We start from the raw sequence: 26037 nt of genomic DNA on the forward strand, positions 1-26037 counted from the left end.
AACATTCCAATGATGCGGCCGCCCTGCCGGCTTTGCCATCCCTGCGAATCCGTATGGGCCGCCAGGGGTTCAGGCTCGCCAGGCGATGCGCGCATTCACATGTGATGCGGCGTGCGGCACTGCCCGGAAGGCCGGATCGACCGCCACCGCGCGCCCCGCGGCGCAGCACGCGTTGCGGCCGACCCTGTGCGATAGTCGGCGCGCATCACCGCTGTTCAGTCTTGGCATCACGACTCTGGGAGGGGTTCCATGCTCGAGCAACACGGTTTGTGGCTGGCACTGGGGTGTGCCGCCATCGCGATACTCTACGGTGTCATTTCCGCCCTCTGGATCAACCGGCAACCTGCCGGCAACGCACGGATGCAGGAGATCGCCGGTGCGATCCAGGAAGGCGCCCGCGCCTATCTCAACCGGCAATACCTGACCATTTCAGTCGTCGGCGTCGTGCTGTTCGTGTTGATCGGGGTGTTCCTGGGCTGGGCCACCGGTATCGGCTTCCTGGTCGGCGCGGTGCTCTCGGGCGCGGCCGGCTACATCGGCATGAACGTCTCGGTGAAGGCCAACGTGCGCACGGCCGAAGCCGCGCGTCGCGGCATCGGGCCGGCGATGGACGTCGCGTTCCGCGGCGGCGCGATCACCGGCATGCTGGTCGTCGGCCTCGGCCTGCTGGGCGTGGCCGGGTACTGGATGCTGCTGCCGCGCTTCGGCATCGCCGGCGAGGCCGCGCTGCATGCGCTGGTCGGCCTGGCCTTCGGCAGCTCGCTGATCTCGATCTTCGCGCGCCTGGGCGGCGGCATCTTCACCAAGGGCGCGGATGTCGGCGCGGATCTGGTCGGCAAGGTCGAAGCCGGCATTCCCGAGGACGACCCGCGCAATCCGGCGGTGATCGCCGACAACGTCGGCGACAACGTCGGCGACTGCGCCGGCATGGCGGCCGATCTGTTCGAGACCTACGCGGTCACGGTGATCGCGACGATGCTGCTCGGCTTCCTGATGGCGCCGACCGTCGGCGGCAACGGCGTGCTGTATCCGCTGGTGCTCGGTGGCGCGTCGATCCTGGCGTCGATCGTCGGCACGTTCTTCGTCAAGGTGCAGGCCGGCGGCTCGATCATGGGGGCGCTGTACAAGGGCGTCATCGTCTCGGGCGTCATCGCCGCCGCGCTGTTCTGGCCGATCACCCAGCAGCTGATGGCCGACAACGTGCACGGCGCGACGAATCTCTACTGGTGCGCGCTGATCGGCCTGCTCCTGACCGGCGCGATCGTCTGGATCACCGAGTACTACACCGGCACCCAGTACGCGCCGGTCAAGCACATCGCGCAGGCGTCGACGACCGGCCACGGCACCAACATCATCGCCGGCCTCGGCGTGTCGATGAAATCGACGGCGATGCCGGTGATCGCGGTGTGCTTCGCGATCTGGGCGTGCTTCTCGTTCGCGGGGCTGTACGGCATCGCGATCGCGGCGACGGCGATGCTGTCGATGGCCGGCATGATCGTCGCACTCGACGCCTACGGGCCGATCACCGACAACGCCGGCGGCATCGCCGAGATGGCGGAACTGCCGTCTGAAGTGCGCGATGTCACCGATCCGCTGGACGCGGTGGGCAACACGACCAAGGCCGTGACGAAGGGCTACGCGATCGGCTCGGCCGCACTCGCGGCGCTGGTGCTGTTCGCCGACTTCACCCACAACCTCGAAGCGAAGTATCCGGGCACCGAGTTCCGCTTCGATCTCGCGGATCCGGCGGTGATCATCGGCCTGTTCATCGGTGGCCTGATTCCGTACCTGTTCGGCGCGATGGCGATGGAAGCCGTCGGTCGCGCGGCAGGCGCGGTGGTCGAAGAGGTGCGTCGACAGTTCCGCGAGATTCCCGGGATCATGGCCGGCACGGCGAAGCCCGACTATTCGCGCGCGGTCGACATGCTGACCAAATCGGCGATCAAGGAAATGATCGTGCCCTCGCTGTTGCCGGTGCTGGTGCCGGTCGTCGTCGCGCTCGGCATGAACGCGCTGATGGGCCCCGGCGCCGGCATCCGCGCGCTCGGCGGCCTGCTGATCGGCACCATCGTCACCGGCCTGTTCGTCGCGATTTCGATGACGACCGGCGGCGGCGCCTGGGACAACGCGAAGAAGTACATCGAGGACGGCCACTTCGGCGGCAAGGGCAGCGAAGCGCACAAGGCTGCAGTGACCGGCGACACCGTCGGCGATCCCTATAAGGACACCGCGGGCCCGGCGATCAATCCGCTGATCAAGATCATCAATATCGTCGCGCTGCTGCTCGTCCCGCTTCTCTGACGGGCGCCGATCCACGACCGAATCCCCGCCCTCTCCCAACGTCCGGGAGGGGGATCGGGGGATGAGACGCACCGCAGCGGCGGATCAAGACCAGCTGGAGCGTGGTGCGTCTTCGCGTTGCGCTGCGGTAGCACGCGGATGGTCGTCCGCTCCTTTCCCGTCGATCGAGGCAGCCGCGGGCCGTGCGCGCGGATCCGGACCACCGGCATCGGCCGACGCGGTCGCCCGGCCGCATCACGCATCGGCCGAACTGGCTGGCTGGCAGGCTTGTATCCGTCACAGGCCGCGTCGGCATGCGCATCGCGGGTCGCGCGCCATACACTCGCGCAGCGATCGACCACGGGGGGCGTCGCGCTGGCGGCGGACGGATGTCGTATCCGGTCCGGTGACCACGTGCCCGCAGAGTGACCCGACACCATGCTTTTACTGGCCGGGCGCGAAGACCCGTCGGGCCATGTCGAACCACGGCGTGCAGATCAGCACCTGCACGTCGGCGAATGCAAAGTCCGCCTGCCAGACCTCGATGCCGTCGACGGTCTCGGGTGCGAAGAGGCGGGCGGGATCGAACGGCGCGACACCCAGGCACCAGCGCACCTGCGCCGGGGGGGCGCCGAGCCACTGCGAGAAGGCGAAGGCGCCCTCGATCTCCGCGTCGGCATCGAGCCGGCGCGCGAGCGGCGTGGGTGGCACCGTCGGCGAAGGCGTCGGCAACGCCTGTGCGACATGCAACAGCGTCACACGACCGACCGCCTCGTCGCGCAGAAACGGCACGCCGACTGCGCCGGCCGCCTGACGCTTCGTCAGGACCGCACGGCGATCGCCGCGGTCGAACACCGCAACGGCATCATCGCCGGCGTTGCGCAGGCGATAGCGGACCTGCAAGGCCTCGCCCTGCAGCTCGAAGACGGCATCGAGCGCGATGCCGTCTGCCTCGATATGCACGCGGTTGGACACGCTGGACACAGCATCACCACCTGTCTGTGAAGGATGGGCCAGCAGCAGCGGTACGCACGCCGACAACGCGCAGCCCACCCACCACCGGCCCACACGATGATGCGCAGCCCGGCGTGACTGCGCCGCGCAGGCCGGGGCGCTGCTCATGCGCCCGCTCGCACGGCCCTGCCGCACACGCGGCGCGACTCGACGCCCGCACGCGTCAGAGTGCGTAGCTCGGCCGGTCAGGCAGCCCCAGTTCGCGTCGGAAGCCGTTTTCGGTCAGCGCGATCGGATTGTGGGTGATCGCACCACTGCCATCGAAGTCGTACGGCGTGGCGGTGGTGTCCAGCCCCACGGCCTGTCGTTCGGCATTCGGCACGCGCCCGCCATCCGGCCCCTCGCCGCGGTAGGTGCCCGGCAGGAAGGTGCCGTTGACGCCGTTGTAGGCATGCGACATCTCATGGAACAGCACCACCGACGGCGCCGGGAACGCGTCCATGTGGAACGAGGGGTTGTAGCTGATGGTCACATCGCCGCCCGCGCCCGGCCGGCCGTTGATGATGTCGGCATCGTTGCTGAAGGTCTGCGCATAGCCGTTGTCCTCGTTGGACAGTTCCTGGATCGTCACCGTATTGCGCTTGGCCGTCGCGGCGGTGTCGAACTCGGCCAGCATGCGCTGCCCCGCGGGCGAGGCCTGCAGGAAGTCGAGCTCGGACTGGATGCGCTGCACGAACGCGTCGCTGCCGCGCACGGCGATGCCCTGCTGCCCGGCAGTGCCGTCGATTTCGACATTGACGCGGGTGGGCCGGGTGCCGGTGGCGGCGTTGATGATGTCCGACGCTTCGACGTAGGCCGTGGTGCCGGCGTTCGCACCCTCGATGGTATCGGCGCCTGCGCCGCCGTAGACCGTGGTCTGGCCCGCACCGACGTGCACGATGTCGTCGCCCTGCCCGGCCGAGAGGATGTCGAACGCGCCCCCGCCGTGGATGACGTCGTCGCCGCGCCCGCCCTCGATGTAGTTGCTGCCGCTGCCCGCGTGGATCGTGTCGCGGCCGTCGCCGCCGTAGATCACGTTGACGCCGCTGCCACCGAAGATCTCGTTCGTGCCGCCGGTGGTGTGGATGTCGTTGCGACCGCTGCCGGTGAGCCGGATCGTGTCGTCACCGTCGCCGCTGGTGATGCGGTGGTCGCCATCGCCTTCGACGAGGATGTCGTTGTCGCCCTGTCCGGCATCGACGACGACGTTGACGTCGACGTTCGGCGCCACGCGGATGGTGTCGTTGCCCGCGCCGGTGCGCAGCGTCAGCTCCTGGCCCTGGGCCAGCCGGACTTCGTAGCGCTCGCCGTTGACCGCGACGTCCAGGGTGCCGTCGTCGCGCTGGGTGATGCCGACGTCGTCATTGCCGCCGCTCGTGGTGAACACGACCTGGTCGCGGCTGACGTAGCCCTGGGCCTGGGTGCGCTCGCGGGCAATGTCCACGGTCTCGTCCTGGTGCAGCGGATCGACCAGGATCGGCTTGCCGTCAGGCGTGCGCCCGGTCGACTGGCCGGTACCGGAGGTTGCGCCGCCGTCGATCTGCACCGCGCCGTCGCGCTCGCGTCGCGGCGCCTCCCGGGTCGGCGCCTGTGTTGCGTCGGAGGCGTCGAGCCCGCCGCCGTGGCCGACGCCATCCGCGTTCGGCCCGTCGTGCCGATGCGGCGTGGGCGCGAGCGGATTGTCCCAGTAGGCCTGGGACGGAACGGACGAGGAGGCGGTCAGGGCATCGAACGAGGTCATGGCGCGGCCTGCGGCTGGAGATTGGCGACCATATGTACGCCTGCGTATGGAGCCGCCGTACTAGGGCGTACCCGAGGCCCGGGCGCGGCGACATGGTTGCCTTGGAAACCGCCCGCCGTTTTCCCGCGTCGTTTCGCGGACGGCCTTCGCGCTGCGACGCAGCATCGTTGCGCGTAGAATGGCGCCCCTTCCTACGTCAATGGATCGCAGCAGCATGGGCCTCGACTCCGTCCCCACCGGCAAGAATCCGCCGGACGAAATCAACGTCATCATCGAGATCCCGAAGGACGCCGAGCCCGTCAAGTACGAGGTCGACAAGGAAAGCGGCGCGATCTTCGTCGACCGCATCCTGTCCACGCCGATGCGCTATCCGTGCAACTACGGCTACGTGCCCAACACCGTCTGTGGCGACGGCGATCCGGCCGACGTGCTGGTGGTGCTGCCGCTGCCGCTGATCCCCGGCTCGGTGATCCGCTGCCGCCCGGTCGGCGTGCTGAAGATGACCGACGAGGCCGGCAGCGACGAGAAGATCCTCGCCGTGCCGGTGGAGAAGGTGTTCGGCGGCTACGCCCATGTCGACGACCTGGACAAGGTCTCGGGCCACTGGCTTGAGCGCATCGGTCACTTCTTCGAGCACTACAAGGATCTCGAGAAGGGCAAGTGGGTGAAGATCAGCGGCTGGGGCGACGCGGCCGAAGCCAAGGCCTTGCTCAACGACGCGATCGCCGCCTACGCGGCGCAGTAACGCCGCAAGGGCGCAGCGCCCGTCACAGTTCGCGACATCGCGCCGGTGCACAACCGGCGCGATTGTTACTATCGCTGCAGCCGCCGCCACCCGGTGCGCGCCGCGGTGATCAGGGGGTTCCATCGTGCGTATTCTGTTCGTGGGCGGCGAAGACAGCCTGCCGTCCGATCTCATCGCCCTCGTGGCCGACATGGACGACGGCTGGCAGGTCCAGCGCGCGGCCGACGGCACCGCCGCCACCGCCCTGATCGCCGACGCGCCGCAGGACGTCGTGGTCGTCGCACCTTCGCTGCCCGACATGCCGGTCGCCACCCTGCTCGGCCAGATCCGCACGCTGCGGCCGGAAACCTCGCGCATCGCGGTATTCGGCGGTCAGCCGCCGGCACGCGTGCTGTCGCTGGCACACCGCTTCCTGCCGCTACCGGTAGGCGAGGCCCAACTGCTCGAGGCGATCGGCAGCCTCGAGGAACTGCGCGAGCTGCTCGACAACCCGGCGCTGCGCGAACGCATCGGCCAGATCGAAAAGCTGCCGTCGCCGCCGCAGACCTACATCGCGCTCGCGCATGCGCTCGAAGCCGAAGACGACACCAGCGCCAACGACATCGCGCAGCTGATTGCCGGCGACCCCGCGATCGCGGCGAAGGTGCTTCAGCTGTGCAACTCGGCCTATTTTTCGGCCGGCCGCACGATCACCGACCTGCGCTCGGCCGTGACCCGGCTGGGCATGGCGACGATGCGCGATCTGGTCCTGGCCAGCGAAGTCTTCGCCCATGGCACCCGCAGCGACCTGGACCGCCCGGCGATGCAGCAGCGCGCACTCGTGGCCTCGCAGCTCGCACGGCGCATGCTGCCGGACTCCAGTGCCGAACTCGGCGCCACCGCCGCACTGCTGGCCGACATCGGCCTGCTGCTGCCGGGCATCCGTGACGAACGCGCAGCGCCCGACACCCAGCCTGCCGATGCGCCCGGCCACACCGAGGCCGGCGCGTATCTGCTCGGACTCTGGGGTCTGCCGATGCCGATCATCGAAGCGGTCGCCTTCCAGCGCGACCCGGCCCGCGCCGGCACGCGCAGCTTCTGGGTGACCGGCGCCGTCCACGTCGCGACGGCCCTCGCCGCCAGCGAACCCGTGCGCGAGGACTATCTCCAGCGCACCGGCGTGCTCGAGAAGCTCGACGGCTGGCGCGGGCATGCCGAGCGCCTGCTGGGTCTCGACGAGACGCAGCACGCCTGAGGCTTCGCCCGGCAGCGGCGCGCCACGCGGCTCTTCGCCTGACGATGCCGACGTTCGCGTCGGGAGTCTGGCCACCGTGGCCCTTCCCGAACCCCCCGCCGCGAATTTCGTCGGCGTCGAAGTTGGTGCATCAGGCCACCTGCGCCATTTCCTATCTGCATGCGGGCCTGGTCTACCTGCACCCGTGACTGCCGGGCGCCAGCCAATGGCCTTCGCCGATGTCGCCTGCTTTCCTGCATGTTGCATGGTTCCGACTTCCGGGATCGACACAGGCGCGTCGGCACGCAGCATCAACGCGGATCTACGCATCGTGTCACGACGGCCTGGCAACCGGGAATGCAGGACTCGCAGCCAATCCATGATCGCGCGCGGGGGCGTTGAATAAGCTGCCGCCGCCATAAAAAAGACGGACCCGAAGGCCCGTCTTTTTTGCTTCAGGATCGCGAAGCGATCAGAAGCGCTGCTGGTACTTCATGTACATGAAACGGCCGATGTCGAAACCCCCGTAGTACGGGAAGTTGCTGTTCGGCTGGCTGTACATGATGGGCCCCTCGTGATTGAACACGTTGTTTGCACCGACCGAGACTGTGGCATTCCACGGCGTGTTGTAACGCACCTGCACGTCGTGGAACGTGTTCGAGCCCTGCTTGTGGCTCGGCTGCTCAAGCGTGTAAGACGACGAGAAGTCGGGCAGATTGCACTCCGGACCTCCATCGAGATCGTAGGTGCAGGCTTCCTTCATGCTCGAATAATAACGAACGCCCCAGTTCACACCGAAATCGTCGTTTGGAGACCAATCGAGCGACAGGTTCGAGCGGACACGGAAATTGCCGCCCCAGCCTGCGAACTGTTCGATCGGTGTCTCTGCCTCGTTGTCACGCTTGTATTCGAGGTAGTCGACGTAGGTCGTCTTCCAGTCGACAACGAAGTTGCCCACTGCGGTTTCAGGCAGGCGGTAACGGATGCCAAGGTCGTAACCCGCCGTCTCCTGATAGCCACCGTTGATCAGCGTGCGCGTCACGTCGACCACCTGTCCGGCACCGGAGCGCACGAAGCGATCACATGCGGAATCGATGCCCAGGACGTAGCACTGGTTGAGGATGGAGGTCACAGACTCAGCCGCGATGACGTCGTTGATCCGGATCTTCCACCAGTCGAGGCTTACGTCGAAGCCATCGAGGAAGCTGGGGCTGTAGACCACACCCAGTGTCCACGTGCGCGACTCTTCCGGCAGCAGTTCGGGATTCGAGCCGGAGAGATAGGGGACGGCCGACTGCGAGCCCGGCCCGGTGGCCTGCACGTTGCCCGACGCGATCTGGCGGAAGTTGGCCGGCAAACCATCTGCCCCGCAAACGGCGGCGACCGAAGGATTACGCACGGCTGCACCAAAGAGCGTATCGCAAGGATCGGTATAGAAATCGAAGGTCTGCGAAGTGCCACCGAACAGATCGCCCACGGTCGGCGCGCGGAAACCCGTCGCGAACGTACCCCGGACCAGCACATCTTCAATCGGCTTCCACTTCAGACCGGCCTTGCCGTTCGTGGTGTTCCCGAACGTGTCGTAATCGGAGTAGCGGCCCGCCAGATCCAGCGAAAGCTCTTGCGCCAACGCGACATCTGCCAGAAGCGGAATCTGGAATTCGACGAACGCCTCATTCAGCGAATAGCCGCCCTGGGTCGGGCCGCCGGCCAGGCTCGTGGTCTGACCGGACTGAAGAAGGGCATCGGGTTCATAGACTGCCTCTTCCTTGCGATGCTCCACACCCACTGCCATACCCAAGTCGCCCGCAGGCAGCGTTGCGATGACGCCGCCGAGGTTGGCGCTGAAGATCTGGGTGGTGGTTTCCGAGGTGTCGTGCGTCGGCAGCAGCAGGAAGCTCTGGAGCGCCGGATCGGCGAGCGTGTTCGAATAGCCGCCGCCCACCGGCGCAAGCGGATTCCACGGCGTGCAACCCGAGATCACGGCACCCGCCGCACCACACTTCACGACGCCGTCGGTGTCCATGAACGAGGGACCAAGCGCGGCGCGAACGTTCGGCAGGAAGAGATCGCCACGCCCAGTGACCGTGCCCTTGTTCTGGTTGTAGACATAACCGACGTCCCAATCCCAAAAGCGCTCACCGATATCGAACGAACCCTCCAGACCGCCGCTGAAGCGGTAGGTGGTCAGCTCCCGGGTCGTGCGACGCGGGACTTCGGAGGTCCGGCGAATGAAGTCCGAGTCTTCGCCCGTGGGATTGAAATAGCTGCCCGCTGACAGAACGACATCGTCGAACGCGTAGTTCTGGAATGGGTAGCCCGCGATCTGCTGCAGCGTTTCACGATGTGTGTAGAGGAAGTCACCCCGGAGACGCACGTTCTCGTTGAAGTCGAAGGTGCCATTGGCGAATACCGAGCGGCGCTCAAGCCCAGTCTGCAGGAACATCTCCTGGCTCGGGTTGGTGTAATCAGTCAGCGGGTCGGTCGGCCGGTAATCCGCGAAATTGCGGGGATCTCCACCGGGTGCCAGGGTGAAGGCGTCATCGCCCACGAACAGGATGCCCTTGTTCGTCGCAGCGCTCCATCCATTGGTTCGCGGATCGCCCGTTGCCGGATCGATGTCCGGAACCGGATGGTACGGGCCATTCGGGAATGCACTAAAGCTTCGGTCCGCGGCGCGAACCGGATTTTCCTTGCTGAACTCGGCGCCGAGAGTGAACGAGCTGCGCTCGCCCGTCGTACCAGCAAGAAAGTTGTAGCTCTCCTTAGAGCCGTCGCCCTGACCGAACTGACCGTAGTAAGCGCTGGCCTCGAAACCGTCGAAGTTACGGCGAGTGATGATATTGATCACGCCGGCGATTGCATCGGAGCCATAGATGGCCGACGCACCGTCAGTAAGAATCTCGACGCGCTCCACGACCGAGGTGGGGATCGCCGCTAGGTCGGAATAGCCATCCGACGTGATGCCCATTCGCCGACCATCCAAGAGAACGAGCGTACGCTGCGGGCCCAGGTTACGCAGATCAACGTACTGGCCGCCGACGTTTTCGCCCGACGCGAGTGCGTCCGCCCGGCTGATCGCAGGCGATCCGGACGTGCTGATGTTCTGAATGATGTCGGCAACGCTGACGAAGCCCTGACGTTCGATATCGGCACGCTGCATCAGGATGACCGGCTGCGCGGTTTCGAGGCTAGCCTGGCGGATGCGCGAGCCGGTGACCTGGATGCGGTCGAGGTTGGTGGCACCAGTGGCGGTCGCCTGTTCCTGGGCGGACACGGCCGCCGGCACGAGGGCCGTCAGCACCGCGAGGGGCAACAGGCCCTTGCGCAATGCGGGAGTGCGAAGATTCTTCAAGTTCTCTCTCCAGAGTGTGTGTTGCGTTACTGACGCGTTAAAAACGCCTCCAGCACGGTACGGGTGCAGCCTCGGTTCATGCCTTGCCGTCACCACCCGGTGTGTTTGCGGAATCTGGCGCCCCACGTGAAAGCGCCCCGGCGACGGGCATCCGTCACCGGGGCGCAACAGTTTCGATGTATCGCTGCCGTCAGCCGGCGTTCGAACTCGGCGTCGCCGCGCGCGCAGCGCGGTAGCGACTGGCCGACATCCCGTGGTGGCTCTTGAACGCGCGCGCGAAGCTGCAGCAGTTGTCGAAGCCGGTCGACGCAGCGACCTCACCGATCATCATCGACGTGGTTCGCAACAGCAGCCCGGCGCGCTCCAGGCGCAACCGTACCGACAGCGCCTGTGGACTTTCGTCATAGAGCGCATGGAAGGCCTTGGAGAAGTACCAGCTCGAGAAGCTGGTCAGATCGGCGAGTTCGCTGATGCGAACCACGCGATCGCTGTTGCCTTCCAGATACAGGCGCGCGCGCTGCATGCGCCCGAACACCTGACGCTTGCGCAGACGCGAACGGCCGGGACAGCGACGCACGCGGGCGGCCAGGTCGCGCTGGACCGCGGCGAGCTGCAGCAGCAACGGCCGCACGGCGACGCCGTCGTCGCCCGCCGCGGCCGCCTCACGCCAGAGGCGCAGCAGCATCCGCAGATCCTGGGCCGGCACCCGGCCACGGCCCGCATACAGGCTGCCGTCGTTGAGCGCCTGCAGGCTTTCGAGCGCGCGCGCATCGAGCGCGACACCGATGCAGACACCGCGCGGCCCGGTCTGGATCAGCGGGGCGGATTCCTTCTCGAACGCCATCCAGTCGCCGCAGCGCATGCGAAAGCGGCCCTCGCGCGATTCGATCCAGCCGTCACCGCGCACCTGCACCCAGATGTTGAACACCGGCGCAGTCACCTGCACGGCACCAAGTCGTGCACTGCCCACGCACTGGGCGGACCCGTCCGCCGATTCGAACTGCAACACGTGACCGCGGGTCGACCAGAGAGGCGCTTGCATGGACACACCATTCACCGAGAGGGGACGGTGTTATGCCTGCCTGCCCAGCGCATTACCCGACATCGCACGAAGACTTTGCCGAAATTGTTGCTACGCCTGATCCGAAAGAGTTACGAAACCTTTTTCCTGATGGATAACAACCACTTGGCAACGACCTCGTCGGTATGACGTACGCCCGGCAAGGGCATGAAACCGATGTCTGTGCCGTCTTCGGAGGCAATCGACACGGCCCATCCGCCGGTGGCGGTGCTGTAGCCATTGGTCGCGCTGCGATGCGTCTTCGAAATGCAGTGCATTGCGTCGGGCTCGAGTGCGTCCGGGCCGACATCGAAGAACGTGAGCCGGGTTCGGCAGCCGGGGTCTCCATCGAGATAGGACAGACGGCCATCCGGATCCACCGACCACATGCGGTAACGCCAGCGGCTCGGCAACGTATCGCTGAGCTGACGGACGCTCGCGGGGGTGAGATCGGCATCCGCCGACCACAGGCCATTGCCGTCGAGCCGGGTGTACAGCACCCGGCCGTGCCGTGGATCGAAACGCACCTGTGACACGCCATCGATCCGGCCAAGGACCTGCCAGCCCTCGCGCGCGTAAGCGACCAGCGCGGCCCGGCCGTGCCGATCCTCTTCGATCACCAGCAGGCGGCCATCCGCGGCATAGGCGGCCTGCATCGGCCGGTTGCCGGGGACCGGCAGCGGCATCGCATGCCCCGTGGATGGCTCGATCTCCATGATCGACGCGGCGCCGCTGTCGTCGAGCACCGAGACCAGCAAGCGGCGTCCATCCGGCGACCACACCGGTGCCTGGCGGGTATCCGGACGCACGCCCTCGATCGGGCGCAGCGAATCGGCACGACGCAGATCGGCCCACCACAGTTCGAAGCGCCCGGCGCGGTCCGAAGTGAATGCGAGCTGCTGGCCGTCGGGCGACAGGGTCGGCTGGGTATCCCGACCCGAGGACGCGAACATCGGCGCGTCCTCCCCGCTCGCCGCGTCGATGCGACGGATGCCGAAATGCGGCCGACGGTGCACGAAGGCCAGCATTCCGGTCTGCGCCGACACGGCCGGCGTCTGCGCATCCTCGATACCCAGATCGGCGAACGTGCCCGTCTCGGAGTCGAGCATGTACAGCCGCGATTCGTGATCGACACGGATCCCGAACACGATGCCGCGACTGTCGGGCGCCCAGGCCAGCCCGCGCATCTCGGCGCCCAACCGGGTCAGCTGCTCCGCCTCACCACCCTCAACGGGGACGCGCCAGATGTCACCCATCTGTGGGTTGCGCACGAAGGCGATCCAGCGCCCGTCGGGCGAGACCTTGGGCGCGTAGTCGAGGTCGCCGGGCATCGCCGGGTAGACGAGCGCGCGCCAGCGCCCGTCCACCGGGTTGAGCACGCGCATGCGCCCGCCATCCGCGGCGCCGGTCAGCGTGCCGAACAGCAGGCCGCTGCCATCGGGCAGCCAGTCGAAGCTCAACAGATCGCTGCCGTCACAGCGCGCGATCTCGCGCTCGTCACCTGCGCCGGTGGCCGCGATCAGCAACACCCGGCAGCCGCCATCGCCGCTGCGCCTCGAAAATGCGATCTCGCGCCCGTCGGGCGACCAGGCGGGCAGGTCGTCGCGATCGCCCGGGGCCGGTCGGCTCAGAATCCGCGGCGCGGCGCTAGTCGTCGTCTGCACCAGAATCGCCGCGCCGTCTTCACCGTCCGCGGTCAAGGCCGCCGCATAGGCCACCATCGACGCATCGGGTGACAACGTGGGCGAGAGCTCGAAGCCCGCAGCATTGGTGATGAGCCTGTACGGACGGCCCGGTCCCGCCATCGGCTCGACTCGCGGCCCAGCGCCGGCGCCCGGCACCGAGACGAGGAACAAGCCGGTCACGACACCGACCAGCAGGGCCACTGTCGCTACACCGAGGAGCCAGCGCGCCTGCGGCCGGGCCACCGGTGTGTCCGCCGCGCGCGCATTCGACGCAATCCCTGCGGCCGGCTCGAGGGCGGCGAATGCAGGGTCGGTCACCCGCACCCGATCCACCGCCAGCGCGGTCGTTGCCGGCAGCTCGTCGATGACCTGCACCGGCACCGTCAACCGGTAGCCGGTCTTGGCGATCGTCTCGATGTAGCGCCGCCCTTCGGCCGCGGTTACGCTGCCGGCGCCGAACGCCTTGCGCAGTTGAGTCACGGCCTGGGTCAGGACGTCGTCGCCCGGCAGCGTGTCGGGCCACGCGCGCGCGAGCAACTCGCTGCGGGTCAGCACCTCACCCGGCGTCTGCGCCAGCAAACGCAGCACCGCAATCGACTTGGGTGTCACGCGCGCGGCATCGCGCGCCTCGGGCATGGTGATCTCGCGGGTCGCGAAATCCACCATGCCGGCACCGATGCGCAACCTAAGCGGCGCCTGATCGTCGAAAGGAGGACTGGAACTGGACATCGAGGGGCCGAACGAACTCGGCGCACACAATAGCCACCACCAACTGAATCGAACGCAAGCCCGACAGCAGATTCGGCAAAGGCGACGCGGTCAAACTGCTGAACAGGCTGGCGACGCGTGTCCCGGCGCCGGCGGCGACGGTCTCGATGTCATGGGCGCCGATTGGGTGCGGGCGGATCATGCCGGCGTGCGCCTACCTGCGCGGGAACGCCGCACACGCGCCGGGCTGCTGGAACGCGCCGGCCCAGGCCTCACACCCACCGCGTTCCTCTGAACAAAAAAAGCGGGCCGTGCGGCCCGCCTTCTGCTCGTCACATTCCCGCCGCGGGCGGAAATCCAGGCAATTACATCGGCGCGCCGCGCATCCCCGCCTGGTGCGGATAATTCGCGAAGATCTCGGCAATGGTCGAGTTCACCCGCTGTGCGCGCTGGTCAGCCCGCAGGTTGGCGACGCGACCCACGGCGATGCCCTCCCACACCAGACGCTTCTGCCGGGCGTCGACCAGGTCGACATTCATCGTGCCCTCGGTGTAGCGATAGACCTGCGTCCGCTCGTTCCAGTACGGCACCGCGAGGTACGCGCGGTGGCGATAGCTGTAGTAGTAGCCGTAGTCCACAGTGGGATAGCTGCTGACGTCGGTCCGGCGCTCCAGATAGGCATTGATGTTCACCCACAGGTCCGGATTGGTTTCGGTGTAGGTATAGCCGCGACGCTCCATCTCGCTGCGCACGGCCGCCTTGGCCAGAGCACTGGTCTGGGTCTCGTAGCCTTCGCTCTCGATCGCCAGCGGCGTGTAGAACGACCAGGTGCGGTAGGCCGAGAAATCGGCGCGCGGGTCGGCTTCGGTGGTGATGCGCGGCCCGGTTGCACAACCCGCGAGCAGCACGAGACCGCAGAGCGCCACGAGCCAGGCGGCGACGCGTTTGGAGGTGTTCATATCGGATCTCTCCCTGTTGACTGGCGGATCGTGAGGCGCGGCCTCGATACCGGTCCTGAACATACGCGGGCTCCGGTCGAGCGGATGCGAGGGCGGAGGCAACGATTCAGCCACCGCCCTGTTCACCTTATCCGGGACGATAGACCTCGGCGCCCTGCGCACGGAACTCGGCGGACTTCTCCGCCATGCCCGCCGCCAGGACGTCCTCGGTCCCGACGCCATGTTCGGCCGCATAGTCGCGCACATCCTGGGTGATCTTCATCGAACAGAAGTGCGGGCCGCACATCGAACAGAAGTGGGCGGCCTTGTGGGCGTCCTTGGGCAGGGTCTCGTCGTGGAAGGCTTCGGCCTTCTCCGGATCGAGGCCGAGGTGGAACTGGTCCTGCCAGCGGAACTCGAAGCGCGCCTTGCTGAGCGCGTTGTCGCGCACCTGCGCACCGGGATGACCCTTGGCGAGATCGGCCGCGTGCGCGGCGATCTTGTACGCCATGATCCCGTCGCGCACGTCCTCGCGGTTCGGCAGGCCCAGGTGCTCCTTCGGCGTCACGTAGCACAGCATCGCGCAGCCGTACCAGCCGATCATCGCGGCGCCGATCGCGCTGGTGATGTGGTCGTAGCCCGGCGCGATGTCGGTGGTCAGCGGCCCCAGCGTATAGAACGGCGCCTCGCCGCATTCGGCGAGCTGCTTGTCCATGTTCTCCTTGATCAGCTGCATCGGCACGTGGCCGGGGCCTTCGATCATGGTCTGGATGTCGTGCTTCCACGCGATCTTCGTGAGCTCGCCCAGCGTCTCCAGCTCGCCGAACTGCGCGGCGTCGTTGGCGTCGGCGATGCAGCCCGGACGCAGGCCGTCACCGAGGGAGAAGGCCACGTCGTAGGCCTTCATGATCTCGCAGATGTCCTCGAAGTGTGTGTAGAGGAAGCTCTCGCGGTGATGCGCCAGACACCACTTCGCCATGATCGAACCGCCACGCGAAACGATGCCGGTGACGCGCTTCGCGGTCAGCGGCACGTAGCGCAAGAGCACGCCGGCATGGATCGTGAAGTAGTCCACGCCCTGCTCCGCCTGTTCGATCAGCGTGTCGCGGAAGATCTCCCAGGTGAGTTCCTCGGCGCGGCCGTCGACCTTCTCCAGCGCCTGGTAGATCGGCACCGTGCCGATCGGCACCGGCGAGTTGCGGATGATCCACTCGCGCGTTTCGTGGATGTGCTTGCCGGTCGACAGGTCCATCACCGTGTCGCCGCCCCAGCGGATCGACCACACCAGCTTCTCCACTTCCTCGGCGATGCCGGAACTCACTGCGCTGTTGCCGATGTTGGCGTTGATCTTGGTCAGGAAGTTGCGGCCGATGATCATCGGCTCGCTTTCGGGATGATTGATGTTGTTCGGCAGGATCGCGCGGCCGCGGGCGATCTCGTCGCGCACGAATTCCGGCGTGATCACCTGCTGGATATTCGCGCCGAAGGCTTCGCCGGGATGCTGCTGGCGCAGCAGCGCATCGCGCACCAGGTCGAGGCGCTGGTTCTCGCGGATCGCGACGTATTCCATCTCCGGCGTGACGATGCCGCGGCGCGCGTAGTGCATCTGGGTGACGTTGGCGCCGGCCTTCGCCACGCGCGGCAGTGCACGCGCGGGGAAGCGCACATGGTCGAGAATGGGATCGTGCTCGCGGCCGCGGCCGAACATCGAACTCAGGGCCGGCAGCGCCTCGGTGTCGCCGCGTTCCTCGATCCAGCGCGCGCGCAAGGGCGCGAGGCCCGCGGCGAGATCGATGGTGATGTCCGGATCGGTATACGGGCCCGACGGATCGTAGACCGTGACTGGCGGATTTTCCTCACCGCCGAACAGCGTCGGGGTGCGCGTCTGCACGATCTCGCGCATCGCCACGCGCAGGTCCGGGCGCGAGCCTTCGACGTGGATCTTGCGCGAACCCGGGATCGGGCGCGTCACCGATTCGGACAGCTGGTCGGTCTGCTGGATCAGCGGGGAGGGCACTGCATTCATGGTCTTCGTCCTGTACGAGCCCGGGCGGGCGGGACGAAGCGGCGGCGCATGCCGCGCACCGCATCCGGAACACGGATGCATGGCAGGGCTGCGAAGCTTCCCTACGCCGGTATCAGCCGGATCAGGTTCGAAGGGACTGTCTCAACCGGCGATGCCGGTACCCCCGCTTCAGCGCGCATTAGACCGCGAAAGCCGGAGCGGCACCAGCACGCCGCCGCATGCGGCTCAGTCGAGTGCGTAGCCGAGTCGGAAGCCGCCCCAGTGCCGGCCGTTGACGAAGATCGGCACCGACAGGTCGAACATGATCTCGCCGGTGTCGCGCCGGTAGACCTGCAGCCGGAAGGGATCGGTGTGCGCGCCGACGCTGCGGCCGACACGATCGCCGAAGATGCGCTTGGTGCGGTTGCCGACGAGGTCGATGTCGCGGTGCCCGGTCAGCGGCTTGGAGAAGCGCTGGTTGTGCGTCGGCACGTAACCGTCGGGATTGGCGCAGATCGCGAACGCGATCCACGGATGCGCGTCCAGCACGGGCTCCTGCAGCGGCGGCAGCAGCTGGTCGCACGCCGCGTCGAAGGCCGTGCGGAACCGCGGCGGCTCGATGCCCGGAATCGGCGTGTAGCTGCGGTCGAACAGCGCGTCGTGCGCGATGTCGCCACGCGCGACCGCCGCGTCCAGGGCGCGCCCGATGTCGGCCGCCGTCGTGCATGCCAGATCCCGCACCTGCGCATGCCGCGCCACGCACATCGGATCGGGCGGCAGCTGGAACAGACCAACGCAGTCCTGCAGTTCGGCGACGCTGCGCCCCAGCGCCTCGCTGCGCTCGGCCACGCACGCGGCCCGCTCCAGATTGCTCCGGCCGAGGCCGGTCGCATGCTCGACGGCACCGTCGATCGCGGCGATTTCGGCGTCCTGCGCGCCGATGCGCGTGGCCACCGACGCCATGGCGCCACCGGCACGCGCCAGCAACTCGCCGACATCGGCCAACACCAGACCTGTCTGCTGCGCGGACGCGGTACCGTCCCCGAGCGCGGCGACGGTGCTTTCGACGATGTCGCGCACTTCGCGCGAGGCCTTGGCCGCACGCTCGGCGAGCAGCCGGATCTCGGTCGCCACGACGGCGAAGCCGCGTCCAGCCGGTCCCGCATGCGCGGCCTGGATGCCCGCGTTGACCGACAGCAGGTTGGTCTGCATCGAGACCGCGTCGATCACCTCGATGACCTCGGTGGCGCGCGCGACGCGGCGCTCCACCTCGCGGATCGCTTCGCCGAGGTCAGCGGCGGCCTGATGTCCGGCGCGCACGCTGGCATCGGCGCGCGCGGCTTCGGCGCGCACTGCGGACAGCTCCGCCGCCGCGGCCTGCACGCCCTCCGCCAGACGCCGGCTGGCCGCCAGCACCTCGCCGAGTGCGTCGACCTGCGCCTGCGACTGCTGCACGAGCCGGTCGTTGTCCTCGACCACCTGCGGGACGGCGCCGGCGATCTCCACCGACAGCGACACCGCCTGGCGGATCGCCTCGGTGAGATTTCCGAAGCCGGCCGACAGGTGGCAGTCCGCCGCCAACGCGGCCTCGTCGGCCAGATCGAGATCGAGGTCGCACGCGGCCAGCCCCGCGCCGACCCGGGCCAGCAGCCGTCGCGCGCCGGACGCATCGTCCGCGGGCGGCGTGGCCGCTGCCATCCTCGTGAGCATCGCCGCACCGGCGGTCGGCGACGCCTGGTCCCGCAGCAGCGCCGCAGTCTCCGCGTGCGGCAGTGACACCTGCCAGCCCTCGCCATCGCGCCGGTAGCGCAGGCGCCGCGCCGGATCGTCGCCGGCCGCAACCCACACCCCGTCGGGCCCGCGCAGGGCCTCGCGCGTCACGCCCCACGGCGCGGGCCAACCGCCGTCGGGTCGCGCGCCCAGGCCGAGCAGATCGCGGGCCACGGCATTCGCGGCGACGATGCGCGCATCGCCTGCCAGCCGCAGCAGACCGACCGGCGCATCGGGCAATGCCTCGATCACCGACGTGCCCGCAACACTCCTGCACTCCGACATGATGCTCATCCGCAGCCCTCCCGCTGTTGACGTTAGCGGCCGAAGCCCCGCGAAATTGAGGCACGCGGCCTGTCGGGCGCGCCCACGGCAGCGATGCGTCGTCGCAGGACGCCCGACGGTTTCAGCGCAAACCGTTGACACCGCCCGAAGCGCCGTGCTGTTCTGCGTCCATGACGCATCGCACAACGCCTTCGCTTCGCAACGCCGCCACCGGTCATTCCGACCGGTCGGCCGGCGCGTCTGCGGCGTGTGCCGTCATGACGACGATTACGACCACGACCACCACCGGCACCGGTACCACCGGCCCCGGGATGTGGACGCGCGCCGCCAGTTGACCTGACCTCGCCCGCTCCGCATCCCCGCCCGGGATGCGGATCCGCGATCCCAGCCCGAGCGAAGACGCGGAGCCCCACCGGAGCTCCACGATGTCCGCTGTCCTGTCCGAATCCGCCGCGGCCGATGCCCCGGCCGTTGCCGCCCTCGCCTGCCATGTCCACAAGTTCGGCGGCAGCAGCCTCGCCGATGCCGCGTGCATCGGTGCGCTGGCCGCCCTGATCCCGGGCGATGCGCGGTTGCGGCCGGTCGTGGTCTCGGCGATGCACGGCGCGACCAACGCGCTGGTGGCCCTCGCCGATGCGGCGGTGGCCGGCAGCGACTGGATGCCCGGCTGGGACGCGCTGCGCCAGCGCCATCTCGACACCGCGCACGCCTTCGAGGCCGGCGAAGGCGGCCCCTTGCGCGCGGCACTCGAAGCCGAATTCCTGCAGCTCGCCGACGACCTGCAGGCGCTGACCCGTGGGGATGGCGACGCAACCGAGCTCGCCGCGCGCGTGCACGGTTGCGGTGAACTGTTGTCGTCGCGGCTGGTGCAGGCGGCCCTCGGCGACGGCTGGCTGCGCCTCGATGCGCGCGACGTGCTGGTGGTGCAGCCCGGCGAGATGGGCGCGGTCGTCGACTGGGACGCGAGCCGGTCCAGGCTCGCGCAGTGGCGGCTGGCGCAGGCCGCGCGCGATGTCGTGATCACCGGCTTCGTCGCCCGCGACGGCGAGGGCCACGCGACCACGCTGGGCCGCAACGGCAGCGACTACTCCGCGGCGATCTTCGCCAACCTGTTCGATGCCGACGCGCTGACCATCTGGACCGATGTCGACGGCGTGCTGTCGGCCGATCCGCGCCTGGTGCCCGACGCCGTGTGCCTGGACGCGATGTCCTACGCCGAAGCCTGCGAGCTGGCCTACTTCGGCGCCAAGGTGCTGCACCCGCAGACGCTGGCCCCGGTGCAGGCGCGCGGCGTGCCGGTGCGCATCCGCAACAGCCGCAACCCCGCCGCGCCCGGCACGCTGATCGCACCCGACGGCGTGCCGGCGGCGTCGCCGGTCAAGGGCCTGACCCTGGTGCGCGATGTCGCCGTGCTCGAACTCGTCGGCAACGGCATGGTCGGCGTGCCGGGCATGGCCGAGCGCCTGTTCGCGGCGCTGCACGGCGCCGGCGTGTCGGTGACGATGATCTCGCAGGGGTCGTCGGAACACTCGATCTGCTGCGTGGTGCGCGCCGACCAGGCCGAACGCGGCCGGGTCGCGATCGCCGGCGCCTTTGCCGACGCGATCGTCGACGGCCAGGCGCAGGGCGTGACGGTCACCCATGACCTGTGCGTACTGGCGGCGGTCGGCGACGGCATGGTCGGCACCCAGGGCGTGGCCGCGCGGCTGTTCGAAGGCCTCGCCCAGGCCCGCGTCAACATCCGCGCGATCGCGCAGGGCGCGAGCGAACGCAACATTTCGGTCGCGATCGCGCAGGACGATGCCACCCGCGCGCTACGTGCCGCGCATGCCGCGTTCTGGCTGTCGCCGCAGACGGTTTCGGTCGGCGTCATCGGCCCCGGGCATGTGGGCTCGGCGCTGCTGGCGCAACTGGCCGAGGTGCTGCCGGGCCTGAAATCGCGCTCCGGCGTCGACCTGCGACTGCGCGGCATCGCGTCGAGCCGACACATGGTGCTCGATGCCGCGTCGATGGACCCGGCCTCCGCGGCCACGCGTCTGCACGGGCACGATGCCGTGCCGTGCGACCTGGACGCGTTCGCCGCGCACATCCGCGCCGAGCATCTACCGCACGCGATGATCGTCGACTGCAGCGCCAGCGACGCGGTGGCGGCGAAGTACGCCGACTGGCTCGCGGCCGGCATCCACGTGGTCACGCCGAACAAGCATGCGGGCAGCGGCGACTGGGCCCGGTATGCGGCAATCGCCGATGCCCGCCGTCGGGGCAGCAGCCGCTTCCTGTACGAAGCCACCGTCGGGGCGGGCCTGCCGGTCGTGCTGACGCTGCGCAACCTGATCGACACCGGCGACACGCTGCACGGCATCGACGGCATGCTCTCGGGCACGCTGGCCTGGCTGTTCAACAGTTTCGACGGCCACCGGCCGTTCTCCGAGCTGGTGCGCGAAGCCCGCGCGCTCGGCTACACCGAGCCCGATCCACGCGACGACCTGTCGGGGCTGGACGTCGCGCGCAAGCTGGTGATCCTCGCCCGCGAGGCCGGTCGACCGCTGTCGCTGACCGATGTCCAGATCGAAAGCCTGGTCCCCGAATCCCTGCGCGATGTCGATGTCGACACCTTCCTCGCCCGCGCCGGCGAACTCGATGCCCCGATGCAAGCGCGTCTCGACGCCGCGCGCGCCGCCGGCTGCGGCCTCCGCCACATTGCCAGCCTCGACCGGGACGGCCGCGCCACGGTTGGCGTGCAGGCGCTTCCGGCCGATCATGCGTGCATGCATACCCGCCTGACCGACAACCTGGTGCAGTTCACCACCACCCGCTACGCCGAGAATCCGCTGGTCGTGCAGGGCCCGGGCGCCGGCCCCGAAGTCACCGCGGCCGGCGTATTCGGCGACGTGCTGACCATCGCCCAGTCGCTGGGCGCGGGCCCGCGGAGGTCGGCATGAGCCCAAGCGCCACCGCGTTCGCTCCGGCCAGCGTCGGCAACATCGGCGTGGGTTTCGATCTGCTCGGCCATGTCATCGAAGGCCCGCGCGACATCGCGACCGTGCGGCGCATCGACGCGCCCACCGTGCGCATCGCCGCGATCCACGGCACCGTCACCGGCGCTGATCGATTGCCGCTGGAGGCGTCGGCCAACACCGCCGGGGGTGCGCTGATCGCGCTGCGCGAGGCGCTGGCACTGGATCACGGCTTCGAGATCGAACTGCACAAGGGCATTCCGCTCGGCTCCGGACTCGGCGGTTCGGCCGCGTCGTGTGTCGCGGCGCTGGTCGCGGCCAATGCACTGCTCGACACGCCGCTGGCGCGCGAGGCGCTGTATCCGTTCGCGCTCGACGGCGAGGCCGTCGCCAGCGGCAGCCGCCACGGCGACAACGTCGCACCGATGCTGCTCGGCGGCGTGGTCATGGCGACCGCGGATCGTGCGATCCGGCTGGACACGCCGGACTGGCTGCATGCGGTCGTCGTGCATCCCGACCAGATCCTCGAAACCCGCCGCTCGCGTGCGGTGCTCGCAGAGCCGTTCGAGCTGCACACGGTGGTCGCGCACAGCACGCATCTGGGCCTGTTCCTGACCGGTTTGCAGCGCGGCGACATCGCCCTGCTGCGCGCTGGCCTCCGTGACGTGCTGGTCGAGCCGCGCCGGGCCGCACTGATTCCCGGGTTCCGCGCGGTGCAGGCCGCGGCGTTCGATCACGACGCGATCGGCGCGAGCATTTCCGGCGGCGGGCCGAGCGTGTTCGCGTGGTTCGCGTCCGAGGCAGCGGCGCGCGCCGCGGCCGGCGACATGCGCGCGGGCTTCATCGACGCGGGCATCGATGCACGCGCCTACGTGTCGCCGGTTGCCGGGCCGCGTGCAGCGCTCGTCGACGCCGCGTCGGTGCACGCGCCGTCCACAGGCGCAGCCGCATGAACTTCGTCAGCACGCGCGGCGGTGTGGCGCCGACCCCGTTCGATGCCGCGCTCGTCGCCGGCCTCGCGCCGGACGGGGGACTCTACGTGCCCGAATCGATTCCGCGCGTCGATCTAGAGATCCCGCGTGCAACCCTGGCCGCGACCGCCGAAGCCGTCCTCGCGCCGTACCTGGCCGGATCGCAACTGCGCACGCATCTCGCCGCCCTGTGCCGCGAGGCGTTCGCCTTCGATGCACCGCTGCGGCCGATGCGCGGCGCCGGCGATCATGTGCTCGAGCTGTTCCACGGGCCGACCGCCGCGTTCAAGGACTACGCCGCGCGGTTCCTGGCCGCCGCCCTGGGCGCATTGCGCGCGCCCGGCACGCCGGATACCACGATCGTCGTCGCAACGTCGGGCGACACCGGCGCGGCCGTCGCCGCCGCGTTCCATCGCCGGCCGGGGTTCCGCGTCGCGATCCTGTACCCCGACGGCAAGGTCTCGCCGCGCCAGTCGCATGGCCTGGAATGCTGGGGTGACAACGTGCAGGCGTATCGCATCGCCGGCAGCTTCGACGACTGCCAGCGCCTGGCCAAGCAGGCTTTGGCCGATACCGCGCTGCGCGCCGAGCGGCCGCTCGGTTCGGCGAACAGCATCAGTCTGGGCCGGCTGCTGCCGCAGGCGGCGTACTACGCGCACGCCGCCGCGCACCACCATGGGGCGCATGGCCGGCCACTGCACGTCATCGTGCCGACCGGCAACCTCGGCAACGCCTGCGCCGCCCTGCTCGCCCAGCGCATGGGCGCCCCGATCGGCAGTCTCCACCTGGCCTGCAATGCCAACGACACCCTGCCGCGGTTTATCGCCGGCGCGGCCTACGCCGCCCAGACGACGCGCGCCACGCTGGCGAATGCGATGGACGTCGGCGCGCCCAGCAACATCGAGCGCCTGCGTCACTGGTTCGCCGATGACGACGCGCTGCGCGCGGCGCTGCGCGCCACCCCCGTCGACGACGCGACGATCCGCGACACCATCGCCGCCGCACCCGCGCAGCACGGCATCGTCGCCTGCCCGCACACCGCGACCGCACTGCACGTGCTGGAGACGCTGCGCGCCGCGGGCGACACCCGTGACTGGGCCGTCGTCGCAACCGCGCATCCGGCCAAGTTCGACACGATCGTCGAACCGTTGATCGGACGCACCGTCGACGTACCCGACGCGCTGGCCGACTGCCTCGCGCGGCCGGCGAGCGCGATCACGCTGGCGACCGATTTCGAGACCTGGCGGCAGGCCCTGCGCGCGGGCTGAAACACGACACGCGCCAGCGGGCGATCGCGTGCGGTCCTCACGCAACGCAAGGCGCATATCCACGCGCAGCCACGGCGGCACAGCAGCGCATCGGTCGCTCAGCGCAGCGACGCGTGACCAGTGCCTGGCCGACGCCCGTGTCTCCACCAGCGATTGGGGACCGGAAGCACCGCGCATCATGAGCGCGCGTGGGCCCGGACGCGTCCACCCGGATGCAGACACGAAAACGCCTCCCGCCCCAAGGGGACGGGAGGCGTCGTGGGTCGCGATCAGCGGTTGGCGTTGACCTTCAGCTGCTTGGCGTCGATGGCGCGCACGCCTTCGATCTCACGGGCGACCGCAGTGGCGCGATCAATCTGCGCCTGGTTGTCGACGTCGCCCGACAGGCTCACGGTGCCGTTGGCGGTTTCGACGCTGATGTCGAGGCCCGACACATCGCTCTCGGCGAGCAGACCGGCCTTGACCTTGGTGGTGATCCACGTGTCGGACATCGGCTGGTTCGATTCGGTATGCGCCGCGGTCGTGTGCTCGGAGCGGTCGGCGGTTTCCTGCGCGGCAGCGGCGCCGGCGAACACCAGTGCGCCCGCCATGGCGGAGGCGATCAGGGTCTTGCTGAGCTTGGTCGCATTCATCGTTTGGGACTCCAGACAGTTCGAGTGGTGGCGAGTGTCCGCACGCCGCCGTGCCAGCGAGGTGAAGCCATGGCCCGCGGCGTGTCCCACGTTCACGAACCGCTGATCGCCGCGTTGCTATCTGCCTGCCATGCCCAAGACCATCCCCAAGGCCGACTGCCCGGCCGACGATCCCGTCCGCATCGCACGACTCGCCGGCCTGCGCTGGGTCAGCGACACCGAGCCCGGCCTGCGCCGCATCCGCGCGGGCAAGGGCTTCGCCTACCGCGATCCCGACGGCAGGGCGGTGCGAGACGCCGCGACACTGGACCGCGCGCGTCGGCTCGCGGTGCCGCCGGCCTATACCGACGTGTGGATCTGCGCACGCGAGAACGGGCACCTGCAGGCCACCGGGCGCGACGCGCGCGGACGCAAGCAATACCGCTACCACCCCGACTGGAGCGAGGTCCGCGGCGACGGCAAGTTCGACCGCATCGTCGCGTTCGCCACCGCGCTGCCGAAACTGCGCCGGGCGTTGCGGCGTGATCTCGGCCTGCCCGGCCTGCCGCGCGACAAGGTGCTCGCGATCGTCGTGTCGCTGATGGCGCAGACCTTCGTGCGCGTCGGCAACGACAGTTACACGCGCAGCAACGGCTCGTTCGGATTGACGACGCTGCGCAACCGGCATTTCGAACTTGCCCGCGCCGGACGCGCGCGTCTGAAGTTCCGCGGCAAGAGCGGACAGGAGCAGGAGATCACCCTCGACGACGCCAAACTCGCGCGTCTGGTGCGCAAGGTGCAGCAGCTGCCGGGCCAGGCGCTGTTCCAGTATCTCGACGACGATGGCGAGCGCCGCGGCATCGATTCGGGCATGGTCAACGACTATCTGCGCGAGGCCATGGGCGGCCCGTTCACGGCCAAGGATTTCCGCACCTGGGGCGGCACGCTGATGGCGTTCCGGCGGTTCGCGGCGATGCCGTTGCCCGAAGGCAGGCAGGGACGCGAGCCGAGCGAGCGCGCACTGGCGACGCAGGAGAAGATCGTCGTCGCCGATGTCGCCGATGCGCTCGGCAATACCGTCGCCGTCGCCCGCAAGGCCTACATCGACCCGGTGCTCTACGTCGCGTGGCGCGACGGCAGCCTGCAGCGCGCGGCCGGAAACGCGCGTGGCGCCCGCCAGTGGGAAGGCGCGTGCCTGAAACTGCTGCGACGCAAACACCGCGCCGCGCGCAGCCGTTGAACATGCGCCACGCCGGCGCATTGGTTGGCGACGTAACTGTTGACACCCCGTGCACGGCCGTGGTTTTCTCGAACCCATGACGCAGCGCAGCACTCCCACGCAGAAGACCCAGGTCGCCGATTCCGGCGCCGGTCTGCGTGCGCTCGCCATCACGACCAGCCTCCTTCTTCTCGTACTTCTTATTACCGTCCAGACAGGCGCGGGGATGGGGT

Annotated in this window: 17 protein-coding genes and 1 riboswitch; of the genes, 7 read left to right on the top strand and 10 right to left on the bottom strand. The window is 68.8% G+C overall.

What is annotated here, in order from left to right; all coding sequences use genetic code 11:
* Positions 1 to 249 precede the first annotated feature (249 nt).
* Positions 250 to 2301, top strand: coding sequence for a sodium-translocating pyrophosphatase (locus ACF3M1_RS15170; protein WP_394002034.1), 2052 nt, complete (start codon positions 250 to 252; stop codon positions 2299 to 2301).
* A 423-nt stretch (positions 2302 to 2724) separates the two neighbouring features.
* Here the strand turns inward: ACF3M1_RS15170 and ACF3M1_RS15175 are convergent, their stop codons facing one another.
* Entirely contained in the window at positions 2725 to 3264 is a 540-nt protein-coding gene (locus ACF3M1_RS15175) for a hypothetical protein (protein ID WP_394002036.1), read from the bottom strand.
* A gap of 193 nt (positions 3265 to 3457) precedes the next feature.
* The gene (locus tag ACF3M1_RS15180; RefSeq protein WP_394002038.1) at positions 3458 to 5014 is read right to left on the bottom strand and encodes a M91 family zinc metallopeptidase; all 1557 of its coding nucleotides are present in this window, start codon (positions 5012 to 5014) and stop codon (positions 3458 to 3460) included.
* A 214-nt stretch (positions 5015 to 5228) separates the two neighbouring features.
* Here ACF3M1_RS15180 and ppa point away from each other — a divergent pair, with 214 nt between their 5' ends.
* The gene (ppa, locus tag ACF3M1_RS15185) at positions 5229 to 5759 is read left to right on the top strand and encodes an inorganic diphosphatase (RefSeq protein ID WP_394002039.1); all 531 of its coding nucleotides are present in this window, start codon (positions 5229 to 5231) and stop codon (positions 5757 to 5759) included.
* A 124-nt stretch (positions 5760 to 5883) separates the two neighbouring features.
* A complete protein-coding gene (locus ACF3M1_RS15190) occupies positions 5884 to 6993 on the top strand; it encodes an HDOD domain-containing protein (RefSeq protein WP_394002041.1) in 1110 nt (369 codons plus the stop codon).
* A 451-nt stretch (positions 6994 to 7444) separates the two neighbouring features.
* Here ACF3M1_RS15190 and ACF3M1_RS15195 read toward each other — a convergent pair whose 3' ends face one another.
* The 7 genes from ACF3M1_RS15195 to ACF3M1_RS15225 form a co-directional block, all read right to left on the bottom strand.
* Positions 7445 to 10327, bottom strand: a complete 2883-nt coding sequence (locus tag ACF3M1_RS15195) for a TonB-dependent receptor domain-containing protein (protein WP_394002044.1) — start codon at positions 10325 to 10327, stop codon at positions 7445 to 7447.
* A 190-nt stretch (positions 10328 to 10517) separates the two neighbouring features.
* Positions 10518 to 11369 carry a helix-turn-helix domain-containing protein gene (locus tag ACF3M1_RS15200; RefSeq protein ID WP_394002046.1) on the bottom strand — a complete coding sequence of 284 codons (852 nt, stop codon included), beginning with the start codon at positions 11367 to 11369 and terminating at the stop codon, positions 10518 to 10520.
* Between the two features lie 110 nt (positions 11370 to 11479).
* Positions 11480 to 13756 (bottom strand): winged helix-turn-helix domain-containing protein, encoded by a 2277-nt coding sequence (locus ACF3M1_RS15205; RefSeq protein ID WP_394002048.1) that lies wholly within the window; start codon positions 13754 to 13756, stop codon positions 11480 to 11482.
* A 1-nt stretch (position 13757) separates the two neighbouring features.
* A complete protein-coding gene (locus ACF3M1_RS15210; RefSeq protein ID WP_394002050.1) occupies positions 13758 to 13982 on the bottom strand; it encodes a hypothetical protein in 225 nt (74 codons plus the stop codon).
* A gap of 163 nt (positions 13983 to 14145) precedes the next feature.
* Positions 14146 to 14739 carry a DUF4136 domain-containing protein gene (locus ACF3M1_RS15215; protein ID WP_394002052.1) on the bottom strand — a complete coding sequence of 198 codons (594 nt, stop codon included), beginning with the start codon at positions 14737 to 14739 and terminating at the stop codon, positions 14146 to 14148.
* A gap of 127 nt (positions 14740 to 14866) precedes the next feature.
* On the bottom strand, positions 14867 to 16744 hold the full coding sequence (gene thiC, locus ACF3M1_RS15220; protein WP_394002053.1) for a phosphomethylpyrimidine synthase ThiC: 1878 nt from the start codon (positions 16742 to 16744) through the stop codon (positions 14867 to 14869).
* A gap of 80 nt (positions 16745 to 16824) precedes the next feature.
* A riboswitch (TPP riboswitch) is annotated at positions 16825 to 16919 on the bottom strand.
* Positions 16920 to 16969: 50 nt separating this feature from the next.
* A complete protein-coding gene (locus ACF3M1_RS15225; protein ID WP_394005292.1) occupies positions 16970 to 18778 on the bottom strand; it encodes a methyl-accepting chemotaxis protein in 1809 nt (602 codons plus the stop codon).
* A 425-nt stretch (positions 18779 to 19203) separates the two neighbouring features.
* On the opposite strand from ACF3M1_RS15225, the gene thrA reads away from it, so the two are divergent.
* Genes thrA through thrC form a run of 3 tightly spaced genes read left to right on the top strand, consistent with a single transcriptional unit; the run spans position 19204 to position 23974 of the window.
* Positions 19204 to 21720 carry a bifunctional aspartate kinase/homoserine dehydrogenase I gene (thrA, locus tag ACF3M1_RS15230; protein WP_394002055.1) on the top strand — a complete coding sequence of 839 codons (2517 nt, stop codon included), beginning with the start codon at positions 19204 to 19206 and terminating at the stop codon, positions 21718 to 21720.
* On the top strand, positions 21717 to 22688 hold the full coding sequence (locus tag ACF3M1_RS15235; protein ID WP_394002057.1) for a homoserine kinase: 972 nt from the start codon (positions 21717 to 21719) through the stop codon (positions 22686 to 22688). Before thrA ends, ACF3M1_RS15235 begins: the two co-directional genes overlap by 4 nt.
* The gene (thrC, locus tag ACF3M1_RS15240) at positions 22685 to 23974 is read left to right on the top strand and encodes a threonine synthase (protein ID WP_394002059.1); all 1290 of its coding nucleotides are present in this window, start codon (positions 22685 to 22687) and stop codon (positions 23972 to 23974) included. Before ACF3M1_RS15235 ends, thrC begins: the two co-directional genes overlap by 4 nt.
* A 269-nt stretch (positions 23975 to 24243) precedes the next feature.
* On the opposite strand, the gene ACF3M1_RS15245 is transcribed toward thrC, so the two are convergent.
* Positions 24244 to 24606, bottom strand: coding sequence for a BON domain-containing protein (locus ACF3M1_RS15245; protein ID WP_394002061.1), 363 nt, complete (start codon positions 24604 to 24606; stop codon positions 24244 to 24246).
* 130 nt (positions 24607 to 24736) lie between these two features.
* On the opposite strand from ACF3M1_RS15245, the gene ACF3M1_RS15250 reads away from it, so the two are divergent.
* The gene (locus ACF3M1_RS15250) at positions 24737 to 25825 is read left to right on the top strand and encodes a DNA topoisomerase IB (protein WP_394002063.1); all 1089 of its coding nucleotides are present in this window, start codon (positions 24737 to 24739) and stop codon (positions 25823 to 25825) included.
* The last annotated feature ends 212 nt before the right edge of the window (positions 25826 to 26037 follow it).

Source organism: Luteimonas sp. WGS1318, from assembly GCF_043187535.1.
Lineage (GTDB): Bacteria > Pseudomonadota > Gammaproteobacteria > Xanthomonadales > Xanthomonadaceae > Luteimonas.

Coding starts and splice junctions, on each gene's coding strand:
- ACF3M1_RS15170 (WP_394002034.1), top strand. CDS start 250: ATGCTCGAGCAACACGGTTTGTGGCTGGCACTGGGGTGTGCCGCCATC.
- ACF3M1_RS15180 (WP_394002038.1), bottom strand. CDS start 5,014: ATGACCTCGTTCGATGCCCTGACCGCCTCCTCGTCCGTTCCGTCCCAG.
- ppa (WP_394002039.1), top strand. CDS start 5,229: ATGGGCCTCGACTCCGTCCCCACCGGCAAGAATCCGCCGGACGAAATC.
- ACF3M1_RS15200 (WP_394002046.1), bottom strand. CDS start 11,369: ATGCAAGCGCCTCTCTGGTCGACCCGCGGTCACGTGTTGCAGTTCGAA.
- ACF3M1_RS15210 (WP_394002050.1), bottom strand. CDS start 13,982: ATGATCCGCCCGCACCCAATCGGCGCCCATGACATCGAGACCGTCGCC.
- ACF3M1_RS15215 (WP_394002052.1), bottom strand. CDS start 14,739: ATGAACACCTCCAAACGCGTCGCCGCCTGGCTCGTGGCGCTCTGCGGT.
- thiC (WP_394002053.1), bottom strand. CDS start 16,744: ATGAATGCAGTGCCCTCCCCGCTGATCCAGCAGACCGACCAGCTGTCC.
- ACF3M1_RS15225 (WP_394005292.1), bottom strand. CDS start 18,778: ATGTCGGAGTGCAGGAGTGTTGCGGGCACGTCGGTGATCGAGGCATTG.
- thrA (WP_394002055.1), top strand. CDS start 19,204: ATGTCCGCTGTCCTGTCCGAATCCGCCGCGGCCGATGCCCCGGCCGTT.
- ACF3M1_RS15235 (WP_394002057.1), top strand. CDS start 21,717: ATGAGCCCAAGCGCCACCGCGTTCGCTCCGGCCAGCGTCGGCAACATC.
- thrC (WP_394002059.1), top strand. CDS start 22,685: ATGAACTTCGTCAGCACGCGCGGCGGTGTGGCGCCGACCCCGTTCGAT.
- ACF3M1_RS15245 (WP_394002061.1), bottom strand. CDS start 24,606: ATGAATGCGACCAAGCTCAGCAAGACCCTGATCGCCTCCGCCATGGCG.
- ACF3M1_RS15250 (WP_394002063.1), top strand. CDS start 24,737: ATGCCCAAGACCATCCCCAAGGCCGACTGCCCGGCCGACGATCCCGTC.